Here is a 12593-nt window from a genome sequence, read left to right as displayed (position 1 = left end):
ACGCACACCATGAGCGGGCGCTTCGTCAGGCGCCGCGCAGTTGCAAGGGCTACGAGGGCACAGACGTACGACCGCGCGGGATGCGGGTTCCGTGCGGCCGGGAGGGAAGGAGGTGACGCGAACGCCTTGCGCTACCGCATGAGTTCCCCGGCGTTCACGAGCAGCGACTGACCGGTGATCGCCCGCGCGCGGTCGGACGCCAGGAACACCGCGGCGTCCGCCACATCCCCGTCCGTGGCCAGCTCGGGCAGCGCCATCCTGCCGGTGAGCCGCCGCAGCACCTCGGCCTCGGGCACGTCGTGGCTCTGGGCCGTGATGCGCACGTACGCCTCGACCGGCGGGCCCCACATCCAGCCGGGCAGCACCGTGTTGACCCTGATCCGGTGCGGGCCGAGTTCGCGCGCCAGCGAGTACATCGCCGATGTCAGCGCGCCCTTGGACGCCGCGTACGCCGCCTGCCGCACCTGCGACGGTGCGGCCACCGACGACTGCGTACCGATGATGACGACCGACCCGCCGCGCTCCTTCAGGGCCGGCAGGCACGCCCGCGTCATCCGCAGCGTCCCGAGCAGGTTCACGTCCAGGACCTCCTGCCAGGTGGCGAAGTCCGCGTCCTCGAGACCTCCGAAGTAGCTGTCCCATGCCGCGACATGGACCACCGCGTCGATCCGCCCGAACCGCTCCTGCGCGAGCGCCGCGAGCGCCACACACTGCCCCTCGTCCTTGATGTCGGTCGGCAGATACGCGGTGTGGGTGCCGTCCGGATCGATCTCGGCCGCGGCCTTGGCGAGATGCGCTTCGGTGCGCGCCCCGAGCACGGCATTGCCCCCATCGCGTACGACGGCCGCGGCGACGCGGTGCCCGAGCCCGGCGCCGACGCCCGAAACGATGACGGTCTTCCCCTCAAGCAACACATGCGCCTCCGGGGTCTGGTGGATTTTCTGACGGGACGTCAGAGTGGCGGGGGTCAGGTTAGGGGCGTCCGGCGGAGGAAGGAAGGGGACAGCCATGAACGAGGAGTCGGCCGCAGGCACCGCCGCAGAGGCGATCGCGGGCACAGGCAGCGAGGTGTACGCGGAGCTGGCCGCCGTAGGGCCGTACGGCGTGCACCCCGGCCACGCCCTGATCACCATGGTGGAACCGCACCCGGGTCACGAGTACGCCTACAACCGCTGGTACGAGGACGACCACTTCTACGCGGGCGCGATGGCGATGCCCTGGATGTACGCCGGCCGCCGCTGGGTCGCCACGCGTGATCTGCAGCTCCTGCGCTACCCGGAGAAGTCGGCGGTCGCCGAGCCGGTGACCGCGGGCTGCTACATCTCGGTGTACTGGGTCACCGAGGGCCGCTACGACGAGCACATGAAGTGGACCGTCGGCATCAACAAGCGCCTGAACAGGGACGGCCGGGTCTACCGGGAGCGCACGCACGTCTTCACGGCGTTCCAGGACCACGAGGCGACGGTCTACCGGGACGGTGCGGCCGGCCCGCGTGACTTCCATGCACTCGACCACCCGTATGCCGGGCTGGTCGTGGAGGTCATCGACACGGAAGGGCCGGGGCGGCGGGCGGAGTTGCTGGAGTGGCTGAGGTCGCGCCATCTGCCGAACCGGCTGGCGGGCTCACCGGCCGCGATGGTCACGGTCTTCCGCCCGACGCCGCTGCCGGGCGACCGGATGACGTACGTGAAGCAGGTGGAGGGCGTCGACACGCGGCTGACGCTGCTGTGGTTCCTGGAGTCGGACCCGAGGGAGTGCTGGGAGGAGCACTTCAGGGGGCTCGGTGCCGAGGTGGCCGAGTCGGGGCTGGGCCAGGTGGAGTTGGTGGCGCCGTTCATTCCGACGGTGCCGGGGACGGACAAGTACGTGGACAGCTTGCGCTGATCGCTGGTCCTGAAAAGGGGAGCGCCCCCTCGGCCGGGACGGCGGGCCAGTCGAGAGGGCTGTCGGGTGGTGCTGTGCAGTTGTCGGTCGTTCCTGTGTTCCGGTGTGTGCGATGTGGGTACCTCCCATGCCCTTAAGGCAATGGAGGAATCAGCCGAGGTCGAAGGCTCCCCGGTTCACCTCGGACACGAACGTGTTCCAGGAGTCAGGCGCGAAGCCCAGGGCGGGGCCTTCGGGAACCTTGGAGTCCCGCACGGCGATCGCGTGCAGAACCGGGGACTTGACCTCGACGCATGCGCCGTTTCCCGTGGAGTACGAGGACTTGACCCACGTATCCGTGGCGCCCTGCTGAATTGCCATGTTTGCTCCGGTTGCCAGTTGTCGAGTTGCTCCCGCAGTGCCGTGAGGATGCTGGACGAGACCAACGCCCTCTGGACTGTGCGGTATGCGCCAACGTTCTTGCACGATGGCGTGATCGACGCTACCCGCCAACATCCGGGGCCGAAGCTGCCATTCACTCGACCGGATGGCATATTCCACTGGAGGCTTCCGCCCTGATGTGGCGAAGGTGTACTGTCCGGCACCTCCCCGTTTCGGGCGGATCCATGTCCTCTTCGGGACTCTTAGGGGCTTTTCGTCAGCTGGCGTAATCCTTGGCGATCTTCGCAATGAATTGCCGCGACTGCTCCACGTTCAGCGCCTGCGCCCGCAGATGTTCGTACATGACGCTGTACTTATGGACGTCGTTCGCCTTCTCCAGGTACAGGTCGCTGGTGACGCCCTCGATGTAGACCACGCTCGAGTCGGCCGCGTCGGGGAACTCGAGGATGGCGTACTGGCCGTTGAGGCCCGGGTGAGCGCCCATGTCGAACGGGATGACCTGCACCGTGACATGCGGCAGCTGTGACTGCTCCACGAGGTGCTCGAGCTGGTCGCGCATCACGTTGCGACTGCCGACGACCCGGCGCAGCGCCGCCTCGTCCAGCACGGTCCACAGCCGCAGCGGGTTGCTCGGCGAGGAGATCCGCTCCTGACGGCGCATCCGCACCTGGACGCGCTTGTCGATGTCGGTGGGCGCGGTCTCCGGCAGCGCGCCGGCGATCAGCGCCTCCGCGTACGGCCGGGTCTGGAGCAGGCCCGGCACGACCTGCGGGTCGTACACGCGCAGGGACGCCGCGTCCGTCTCCAGGCCGATGTAGACGCTGTAGGGGATGTCGCCGAAGGAGTGCCACCAGCCCTGCTGGCGCGAGTCCTTGGCCATCTGCATCAGCGAGTCGACTATGCGGTGGTCCTCGACCTCGTACACACCGCACAGGTCGCGGACATCGCGCTGGCTGATGGAGCGGCGGCCGTTCTCGAGGCGGCTGATCTTCGACTGCGACACCAGCAGCCGCTCCGCGACCTCTTCGGCGGTCATGCCCTTCTGTTCTCGGAGCCGGCGCAGCTCCTGTCCCAGCCGGCGTCGCCTGACGGTGGGATTGACATTGGACGCCACGGGACGTGCACCTCCGGCTGCGGGCCTGTCAACTTTGCGTATCTGGTGCTCAGCAGATTGCCACCAACGGGCTTCCTACCGCTGGGAAACAGCGGATATGCGGCGCATACGCGTCAGTTGTACGGGTCTGCAGTACCCGCATCGGCCTGTGCGAGTCCCGGGGCTGGCGATGCGTCCGTTGACGGCCTCGATGACGGGCCTCGATGACGGGCCTTGAACACGGCCGCGCGGGGCGGTGCGCCGAGTCGTCGTCCTGACGTCCGGCGTCACTGCCCCGCGCGGTCCAGCGGCTCCCGAACCGGGTCAGGGGAATGCTCTTTCTGGTTCGGTCGCCTCCGGGGTGCCACAGCGGTGTTGCCGTGCCGCGGTGGTGCGGACGGTGCTGCTCAGTGGGCCACGGCGCGTGCCATGGACCCGTGGCGTGTCTGCATCGGAACCCTGCCGGGCTCCGCCGCCCTGCCGCCCTGGCGGCCGCCGGCAGCGGCCGCACCCCGGCGGGGCTGTGCCCCCACACCGTTCTGGACGTCCATCACGGCGTGCGCCACGAGGCCGCCCATCGGGTCGTGCCTGATCAGGTCCCGGAGGCGGGAGCGCGACGAGCGGCCCTCGTTCCCCGGGTAGAGGTGCTTGCCGAGTCCGACCGCGTGGGCCAGCGCGGCGAGCGCGGCGGTCCGTGGGTCCGGCGGCACGCCGGTACGGATCGCCGAATCCAGCCGGGCCCTGATCTCCCGGCTGATTGCCGTTTCCGTCGCCTGGTAGCGAGTCGTCGGCAGCACCCCGCACATCTGTCCCGGCACGGCATGCACCATGCCGCACCGCTCCAGATGCGAGAGATACGTCTGGCGCAGCCCCAGCCGGGGCCCGCCGATCCAGTGGACGGCCCGGACCGGAGCGCCGCGCCTGCGCAGCAGCTCCAGTGCGGAGTCCAGTGTCGGATCTCCTGTCGGCCGTGGTACCACCACGGCGATACGATCCCCGTCTGGGGCTATACGTCCGGCCAGCGCCAGCTCCACTAGCTGTGCTCCGGCCAGACCGAGGTCGAGCGACTGCGGCTGCGCTGTGGTACCCGTGGCCGGGTCCAGAGCGAGAAGCAGTAGCTCCTCCGGAATAGTTCTGCGGCTCCTGCCCATCCATGCCTCCCCGCGTGGATGAATGACAGGGTGACCCCTCTCACAATGGTCTGTCGAGGGTGCGTGACCGGTTCGTAAGGGAACCGGTAGGTATGTCGTTCTCGTCTAGCACCAGGGTCAAGCCCTCACACAGGACACTGGTACATGGTTCGGACAGCGAGTTCGGCAACTGAGCGGTTGAGCGCTGGCGTATGAAGGAGGCATCGGTGGCGGGCGAGTCCCCCGACATGTCGGAGCAGCAGAAGTCGTCGGGGGATCCGGCCGCGGCGCCGGTTCCGGCGCCGTCCTCGGGCGGGGGCGACCCCCGGCTCGCGGTCGTCCGCGAGGTCTCCATCCGCGTCGACCAGCCGACGGCGGTCTTCGCGACGCGGACGCGCGGGGAGGCGTCGTCTGCGACGGAGAGGGCGGACGCGGCGGCTTCCTCGAACACGAAGACGCCGACGGACACCGAAGCGGTTGCGCCGGGCGGGTCGGAGGACGCTGCGGGGGCGGGCGACGAGAGCTCTCGCGGCTCCGGGGGCGCCGGGGGCGCCGGGGTTTCCGAAGGGGCGAGGGGGGCTGACGATGCCGCGGCCGCCGATGCCGCGGATGCCGCCGATGCCGCGGATGCGGCCGGGGACGCGCGGCTGCGTGCTGCTGTGGCCGCCTGGGTGACGGGCGGGGACGCCAAGGCGGCCGTCGAAACGGCGGACGACACGGCGGACCGAGGACGCCCGTCGTCCGGCGATGCCGCTTCGGCGCCTGGCGATGCCGCTTCGGCGGGCGGCGGTGAGGATGCGCCGGACGTGGGCGCGGACGCGGATGAGGACAAGGGCGCAGACGCGTACGAGGGCCTGGACGCGGTCGCGGACGTGGACGGGGACGTGGACCTGGACTCGCACGCCCGGGGGAGCGCGGGCGCGGGTGCCGGAGGCTCGGGTTCTGACGCTGAGTCGGATGTGGACGGGAGCGGGGACTCGAGATCGGATTCGAGGACGAGCCCGGACTCGAGCGCGGACGCGTCCTCGCATTCGAGTTCCAGCTCGGACTCGAGCTCGGAGTCGGGCTCAGGCCCGGGTGAGGATCCGGAGGCGGCTTCGCCGTCCGAAGCCGAGCCCGCCGGCCGGGCACGGCCCGCAGAGCAGGGCGCCGAGGAGGGCGTGTCCGCGTCGGGAGCTGACGGTACGGCCATCGGCGTGGAGCAGGCGGACCAGGAGGATCACGCGGACCAGGCGGAACTCGAGGCCGACGCCGACGCCGACGACGAGCCGAAGCAGTCGCCTGTGGATGCCGGTCCTGCGGCACCGGCTGCGGCTGCGGACGAGTCCGCGCAGAACGCAGACACGCGTCCCGATGCTGAAGCCGGACCGACGTCCGGCTCTGCAGCCACGTCCACGACGGGAACTGAGCCTGTCGGCTCCGAGCCTCCGGCCGCGGCCGACCCCGATTCCGCCGGGGACGCCGACGCCGACGCCGAAGACGCCGACGCCGAAGACGGTGACGGTGGCCGTGGTGACTCCGGTTCCGCTGTCGACCAGGCCACCGCCGTGTTCCGGGCCGTTCGGCCTGCCGTCGATCAGCCGACGACCATGCTGAAGATCGGTGGCCGGAAGCCCGGCGAGAAGGAGCCGAGCGGCGACCCGAAGGGTGCCGACGCGGCTCAGGGCGCCCCGGCTGACCGTAAGGACGGTGGTACCGGCGAGTCCGGGAGCGGGGACGCGGCCCGCGGCGCCGGGCGGCGCAAGGACGCGTCCGATGACGAGCGGACCAGCAAGTTCGTTGCGTTGAAGCCGCTCGACGAGCCGGCCGCGCCCAACAAGCCCGGCGCGCCCGCACCGGCGGCGTCCGCGGCGCCCGCCGCCCCGGCTCCCGCTGTCCCCGGGAACGCCGGTCCCGAGCGGACCGCGCAGCAGCCTCTGCCGCCCAAGCCGCCGCTCGACCTGCTGGCCGAGCTGACGAACACGCCTCCGCCTCCGGAGACCCCGCTGCGTACCGCCGTGCGGCGGGTCAAGATCTGGACGCCGCTGGTGGTGCTGCTCGCCATCGTGTTCGCGGTCGTACAGGCCGTGCGCCCGCTGCCGACGCCGACGCTCACGCTGGCGGCCGACTCGGAGTACGCCTTCGAGGGCGGCAAGGTGTCGCTGCCGTGGCCCGAGGAGGGCCAGGGCTGGATGGACGTCACGGGCCTCGGCACCATGGACCGTTTCGGCGAGCAGAAGCCCGTACCGATCGGCTCCGTGGCCAAGGCCATGACCGCGTACGTCGTGTTGCAGGACCATCCGCTCAAGCCGGGCGCGAACGGCCCGTCGATCACGGTCGACGCGCTGGCCGAGAAGGAGGGCGGCTACGACGCCGGCGGCGAGTCGACGCTCAACACCGTCAAGGAGGGCGACCAGCTCTCGCAGAAGGACGCCCTCGCGGCCATCATGATTCCGTCTGCGAACAACATCGCGCGGCTGCTGGCCCGTTGGGACGCCGGTTCGGAAGAGGCGTTCGTCGAGAAGATGAACGCCACCGCCAAGAAGCTCGGCATGACCAACACCACCTACACCGACCCCTCCGGGCTGAAGGAGACCACCGTCTCCACCGCCGAGGACCAGGTGAAGCTCGGCAACGAGCTGGTGAAGATCAAGGCGCTGACGGACATCACCAGGCTGCCCACCTGGAAGGACCCCTCGGGCACGGTCTGGCAGAACTACAACCGCCTGGTGCCGTACGACAACGCGATCGGCATCAAGACCGGCTCGACCACCAAGGCCGGCGGCAACCTCCTCTTCGCCGCCACCAAGGAGGTCGGCGGCGAGACGGTGACCGTCGTCGGCGCGGTGCTCGGCCAGCACACCCCGCCGATCATCGACACCGTCAACGCGGTCAGCAAGACGGCGATGCTCGCGGCCCAGGCGGCGCTGAAGGGACAGACGATCCTGAAGAAGGGCGATGTCGTCGGGTACGTGGACGACAGCCTCGGCGGGCACACGCCGGTGGTCGTCACGCAGGACGTGTCCGCGGTCGGCTGGGCGGGGCTCACGGTGCAGCTGAAGCTCGGCGACGACGGCACGGCCGTCCCGCACACGGCGAAGGCCGGCACCAAGGTCGGCGTGCTGAGCGTCGGCGACGGCTCGGGCACCGCCATCGAGGTCCCCATCGCGCTCCAGGACGAACTCAAGGAGCCCGGTTTCGGCGCCAGGCTGACCCGGCTGGGCTGACCCGCTGGGCTGACCGGGCTGGGCTGACCGGGCTCGCCGGTCAGCCCAGCCGGGCCGGCCCCCGCAGCCCGTCCGGCGGAACCCGGTCGGGCTGCGCCCGAAGCCCGTCCGGCTGTCCGCGGGCCGCCATGGCCTCACCCCAGGGATGATGTCTCCAGAGTGAACTCGAGCTGTCCGTGAGATGCCCCCGTGCTAGCGTCGCGGGGATCGGGACGGGTGCCGGGGCTTGCCCGGGGCGGACGGACCCCGGGTCCCCGAACGAGGACTACACACGTACGGGGAGTGTCTTGAGTGGCCACTGCGGAGCCGACGCGGGCCGACGGCGCCGAGCCGGATGACGGAAAGGGTGAGCGAATAGCGCTGCCCGCACAGCGGCGTGAACAACGCGCCGCCGCATCCGACCAGATGCCCCAACCTCTGCCATCCGCCTCTCAAGCGCCCCCGCGGCTGCTGCCGTTGCTCCGCCACCCGGTGACCTGCGTGACCGCCGTCGCGGCCGTCCTGCACATCGTGTGGTTCTTCGCTTTCGCGAACAGTGGGGGCGATCTCGCGGCCCAGGACGCCTGGGCCGAGTTCGTCGGGCGGCACCCCGACTCCGCGTACAACCTCGCCTGGTACGGCGGCATGCACCCCGTGTCGTACAGCGTGGTGTCGCCGTATCTGATGTCCGTGCTCGGGGTGCGGACGACGATGATGATCGCCGGGACGGTCTCCGCCGGGCTGGTCACGCTGATACTGATCCGCAGTCGGGCCGTGCGGCGGCCGCTGTGGGCCGCGGCCGGCGGGGTCTTCGCGCTGCTGTGCAACGCGGCGTCGGGTCGCGTGACGTACGGCCTTGGCACGATGTTCGGGCTCGCGGCGGTCGCCGCCGTGTTCTGCTGGCCCTACCGCTGGCGGTACAAGCGCTGGGCGAAGGCCGCCGTCGCCGCGCCGCTCGCCGGTCTCGCGACCGCCTCGTCGCCCGTCGCCGGGCTCTTCGTGGGGCTCGTCGCCGTCGCGCTGTTCCTGCAGAAGCGGCGCCCGGGCGCCTACGCGCTGGGGCTCGCCCCGACCGCCGTCGTCGCCCTGAGCGCCTGGCTGTTCCCCTTCTCCGGCACCCAGCCGATGGGGTTCGGGTCGGCCGTGTTGCCGCTGGTGTTCTCGGGCTTCGTCTTCTTCCTCGTACCGAAGGAGTGGGCGACCGTACGCCTGACCGCCGCCGTGTACGCGCTCACCGTGCTGCTCGTCTGGCTGATCAGCTCCCAGATCGGCTCCAACGTCACCCGGCTCGCGATGCTGTTCGCCGGGGCGGTGCTGCTCGCCGCGCTGCCGCTCGCCGAGCCGCGTACGCGCAAGTGGTACGCGATCGTCGTGGCCTTCGCGGGATCCGTCGCCTGGATCGGTTTCAAGGCCGTCGACGACGTGGTGAACACGACGCCCGCCGCGTCCTGGGCCCGGGAACTCGCCCCGCTCGTCAACCAGCTGCAGGTGGTCGGCGCCGAGAAGGGCCGCGTCGAGGTCGTCCCGGCCCGCTCGCACCGCGAGGCGTCCGCGCTCGCGCCGTACGTGAACCTCGCCCGCGGCTGGAACCGGCAGGCCGACATGGAGCGCAACCCGCTCTTCTACGACGACACCCTGAACTCCGCGAACTACCAGGACTGGCTCAAACGCTGGGCCGTCCACTACGTCGTCCTGCCGAAGGACCAGCCGGACGGGCACGGCGGCGAGCGGGAGCGCGAGCTCGTGCTGCGCGGACAGCCGTACCTCGAGCAGGTATGGGCCGACGCCAACTGGCGGCTGTTCGCCGTGAAGGACCCCACACCGCTCGCCGAGCCCAACGCCACCGTCGACCGCGCCGAGCAGGGCGAGCTGACCATCGAGGTGAAGCAGGCCGGGCGGGTGCTCATCCGCATTCCGTACTCGCCGTGGCTCGGCCTCGTCGACGCCGAGGGCAAGGGCGTCGAGCCGCCGAAGGAGACGGAGGCGTCCAAGCAGCGCGAGGAGGGCACCCCGAAGACGTACCGGAACGACAACGGCTGTCTGATGGAGACCGAGGAGGACGCGGCCGGCGACAAGTGGACCGAACTGCTCGCCCCGCGCCCCGGCGTCTACCGGCTTGCCGCGCCCTACCAGTTGCCTCGCGGCACGCCTTGCCCAGAGGAGCTGCGCTAGGCGCTCCGCTGGGATGGGCCGCGATGTGCCGTCGGTTTGCTGCGGCGCCATCGTGGCTGGTCGCGCAGTTCCCCGCGCCCCTTCGGGGGCGCCCTAGCCCACCGGTGACGCGCAGATGCCCTCCGGTGGGCGGGTCGTGTCGTCCTGTGTCTCGCCCGATGACGAGCCGGCCGTTGCTTCCCGTACCGAGTCCAGCTTCTTGAGCAGGCCCTTGAGGCGCTGGTCCGTGGGGTTGCGGAAGTACTCCAGTACGGCGCGGTGGAAGGCGTCACGCAGGGAGGGCGGCATGACGTCGGAGGCGTCGAAGCAGAGCATGTTCGCCTGGTCGGTCAGGATGCCGGCGATCTTCCGGCCGATCGGGTCGGTCGGCTGCGGATCGTCCGATGCGGGGAAGAGCGGCTGGGGCTCCGGCTGCGCCACCTTGCCGGCCATGTCCCGCCACACTTCGCGCGCTCTCGGGCCGGAGAGCCGCTCGACCAGCTCCTGCGCGTCGGGGTTGTCGCTGAACACGGCGGCCATGTCGCCCGACACCTCGTACGTGTTCCTGAACTCGCTGCTGCCCCGCAGGAAGTGGGCAGACGGTTCGACACGGACGTCGTCGCCGGCGTACAGGTAGCGGACGAACGCGCCCTGGTGCTCGTGGGTGCAGTCCAGCGAGTTCAGCAGCCCGCGCGAAGCGCCGTTCTCGTCGGTCGTACCCAGGAAGGAGGTCTCGAGGGACTGCTCGACCGAGTCGGGCGAGCGGGGGCCGAGCAGCGCCGCCCAGGTCTTCCAGGCCCGCTCCACGGCACTGTTCTGCCAGCTCAGCCTGCCCGTGGCCCAGTCCGTGTACGTGGTGCGGCCGGCCTGGTGCAGAAGGATGTCCTCGATCCAGTCCGTGCCCGGCCAGCCGGACGTGGCCTGGGACGCGAGGCCTATGCACCACTTCGGTGCGGACGTGGCACCGGACGAGCCCTTCTTGCTCCACACCAGGCTCTTGAGGTCCACCTTCAACGGCACCCAGTAGGTGTGCAGCCGGCCTTTCACCCGCAGGGCGCCCGCCCAGGGCGCGAAGGCGCGCTCGGCCGCCTTGTCGAGGGGCTTGAGCCTGCCTCTGTGTGCGTACTCGGTGAGCTCGCCGATGCTGTTGAGGATCGCCACATCGGGTGGGGCGTCCGCCTCGAGCTGCGCGACGAGGGTCTCGCGCAGGGAGCTGGTCCCCTCGTACGCGTACGTGTACCCGGTGTCGTCGTCGAGCTTCTTCAGCATCGCTTCGAACGCCTTGCCCTCCGGTCCCGTCCAGGGGCCGAGGACGACCAGCGTGTCCCTGCCGCCCTCCGCGCAGCCGCCGGAGAGCGCGGCAAGGGCGAACAGGGCGCAGGCCAGGACCACCCGGAGGACCGGGCGAGGGCGGCTCGGGTGCGGGTGGCGGGTCGCGCGCAGGCGTCGGCTCGGGCGCAGGCGGCGGTTCGCGAGGCGGTTCACGAGGCGGCTCGTGGGGCGGTTCACGAAGCGGCTCCCGGGCGGGCGAGGAGGAGGTACTCGCGGCGGTACGTGTGCAGCGCGCCGCCGATGACGGCCGCGCCGACCACCCCCACCGGCATGACGAACGGCGCCACGCCGTCCAGGAAGGAGAGGCGGCCCGCGGCCAGCTCGCCGTTGACCGACGACTCCAGCGCGCCGATGGCCAGCGGGTCGGGACGTCCGCCCCACTGGTCCTCGGCGCGCACCTCCGTGTCCGGCGACGTCCGGTCGGAGAGGACGTCGGCGCTCGGCACCACCTGCTGCTGCGCGTCGTACGCGAGTACGGCGTCGGCCGCCAGCAGCGGCACCGCCGCGAGCGGCAGCGCGGCCACCACGAGCGGCAGGCTCAGCCGGATCCGGAACCGGTGGCGCAGGAAGACGACCGTGCGGACCAGCCCGACGGCGAGGAGGACGAAGGCGACGGCCGAGACGGCCAGGGCGGCCAGGACGCCCCCGCCCCATGCCGCGCGCGCCTCCAGCCGGCCGCGCAGTCGCTGCTCCAGGGCCGAGATCCGGTCCACGATCGTGGTCGCGGTCGCCGCGGAGCCGGTCGACCTGCGGCACTCCGGGTACGGGGTGTCGTCGCCCGTGCTGTCTCCCGCGTCGCCGCCCGTGCCGTCTCCCGCGTCGTATCCCGGTCCCGTGGCGTCTGCCCGTCCTGTGTCGCACAGCATGCTCTGGGCGTAGGTGAGTTCGGCTTTGCGGAGTGTGCGGTCGCCGTCCGCCTGGGCCTGGTTGATCCAGTCGCTGTAGCCCAGGAGGAGGCCCGAGATCACACTCAGGTTCTGCTGTTCGGACACGGTGAGGGCCCCGTGCTGCCCTACCTGGCTCAGGCTCTGTGTGGCCCGGCTCATCCGCGTCCGGTAGCGCTCGCTGAGCCCGCTGAGCTCCACGGCGCCGTCCTCGTCCAGCAGGTCTCTGCCGGCCTCGCCCTGAGCGATCTGCAGCGACACCCTGGCGTCGGCGAGATCCACCAGCGCGGGCGCGATGTGGTCCCGGAGGTACGCGGAGTCCCCGCGGACGTCGGCGTACGCCCAGCCGAACGCGCCGAAGGCGATGACCGAGAGCAGCGGAAGCGCGATCAACCTGTCCCGCAGATAGGCCCGGTTGCTGCGGACCGCTGGCGACGGCCACGCGTACCGCCAGAGGCGCCTGCCCATCTCGGCACCGACGGCACCGATGGCACCGACGGTGTCGGCGGCTTGTAGGACCCTCCTCCAGTGAGCACCACTCATCGGTCCTGCT

General features: G+C 71.0%; 9 protein-coding genes. 3 read left to right on the top strand and 6 right to left on the bottom strand.

The genetic code is table 11. From position 1 onward, the window contains the following. Positions 1-131: 131 nt before the first annotated feature. Positions 132-914 carry an SDR family oxidoreductase gene (locus STSP_RS07010; RefSeq protein WP_067273565.1) on the bottom strand — a complete coding sequence of 261 codons (783 nt, stop codon included), beginning with the start codon at positions 912-914 and terminating at the stop codon, positions 132-134. Between the two features lie 94 nt (positions 915-1008). On the opposite strand from STSP_RS07010, the gene STSP_RS07005 reads away from it, so the two are divergent. After that, positions 1009-1884 (top strand): hypothetical protein, encoded by an 876-nt coding sequence (locus STSP_RS07005; protein WP_067273563.1) that lies wholly within the window; start codon positions 1009-1011, stop codon positions 1882-1884. A gap of 150 nt (positions 1885-2034) precedes the next feature. Here the strand turns inward: STSP_RS07005 and STSP_RS07000 are convergent, their stop codons facing one another. The 3 genes from STSP_RS07000 to STSP_RS06990 all read right to left on the bottom strand — a co-directional run bounded on the left by STSP_RS07000 (position 2035) and on the right by STSP_RS06990 (position 4509). Further along, positions 2035-2244 (bottom strand): DUF397 domain-containing protein, encoded by a 210-nt coding sequence (locus tag STSP_RS07000; protein ID WP_067273560.1) that lies wholly within the window; start codon positions 2242-2244, stop codon positions 2035-2037. Positions 2245-2521: 277 nt separating this feature from the next. Continuing rightward, positions 2522-3379, bottom strand: coding sequence for a helix-turn-helix domain-containing protein (locus tag STSP_RS06995; RefSeq protein ID WP_067273558.1), 858 nt, complete (start codon positions 3377-3379; stop codon positions 2522-2524). Positions 3380-3765: 386 nt separating this feature from the next. Next, positions 3766-4509, bottom strand: a complete 744-nt coding sequence (locus tag STSP_RS06990) for a GOLPH3/VPS74 family protein (RefSeq protein ID WP_067273555.1) — start codon at positions 4507-4509, stop codon at positions 3766-3768. A gap of 206 nt (positions 4510-4715) precedes the next feature. Between STSP_RS06990 and STSP_RS06985 the strand changes: the two genes are divergently transcribed. Continuing rightward, the gene (locus tag STSP_RS06985; RefSeq protein WP_067273635.1) at positions 4716-7694 is read left to right on the top strand and encodes a serine hydrolase; all 2979 of its coding nucleotides are present in this window, start codon (positions 4716-4718) and stop codon (positions 7692-7694) included. A gap of 405 nt (positions 7695-8099) precedes the next feature. Continuing rightward, positions 8100-9845, top strand: a complete 1746-nt coding sequence (locus STSP_RS06980) for an MFS transporter (protein ID WP_408646240.1) — start codon at positions 8100-8102, stop codon at positions 9843-9845. Between the two features lie 93 nt (positions 9846-9938). Here STSP_RS06980 and STSP_RS06975 read toward each other — a convergent pair whose 3' ends face one another. After that, the gene (locus tag STSP_RS06975; RefSeq protein ID WP_232789546.1) at positions 9939-11333 is read right to left on the bottom strand and encodes a type 2 periplasmic-binding domain-containing protein; all 1395 of its coding nucleotides are present in this window, start codon (positions 11331-11333) and stop codon (positions 9939-9941) included. Beyond that, positions 11330-12583: a hypothetical protein gene (locus STSP_RS39515; protein WP_232789545.1), complete on the bottom strand. Its 1254-nt coding sequence runs from the start codon at positions 12581-12583 to the stop codon at positions 11330-11332. Before STSP_RS39515 ends, STSP_RS06975 begins: the two co-directional genes overlap by 4 nt. Positions 12584-12593 lie beyond the last annotated feature (10 nt).

Origin of the sequence: Streptomyces jeddahensis (assembly GCF_001642995.1) — a bacterium.
GTDB classification, from domain to species: Bacteria; Actinomycetota; Actinomycetes; order Streptomycetales; family Streptomycetaceae; genus Streptomyces; species Streptomyces jeddahensis.
Note: the sequence above shows the minus strand (reverse complement) of the source record. Positions and strands in the feature narration are given on the sequence as shown.

Coding starts and splice junctions, on each gene's coding strand:
- STSP_RS39515 (WP_232789545.1), bottom strand. CDS start 12,583: ATGAGTGGTGCTCACTGGAGGAGGGTCCTACAAGCCGCCGACACCGTC.
- STSP_RS07005 (WP_067273563.1), top strand. CDS start 1,009: ATGAACGAGGAGTCGGCCGCAGGCACCGCCGCAGAGGCGATCGCGGGC.
- STSP_RS06990 (WP_067273555.1), bottom strand. CDS start 4,509: ATGGGCAGGAGCCGCAGAACTATTCCGGAGGAGCTACTGCTTCTCGCT.
- STSP_RS06980 (WP_408646240.1), top strand. CDS start 8,100: ATGCCCCAACCTCTGCCATCCGCCTCTCAAGCGCCCCCGCGGCTGCTG.
- STSP_RS07000 (WP_067273560.1), bottom strand. CDS start 2,244: ATGGCAATTCAGCAGGGCGCCACGGATACGTGGGTCAAGTCCTCGTAC.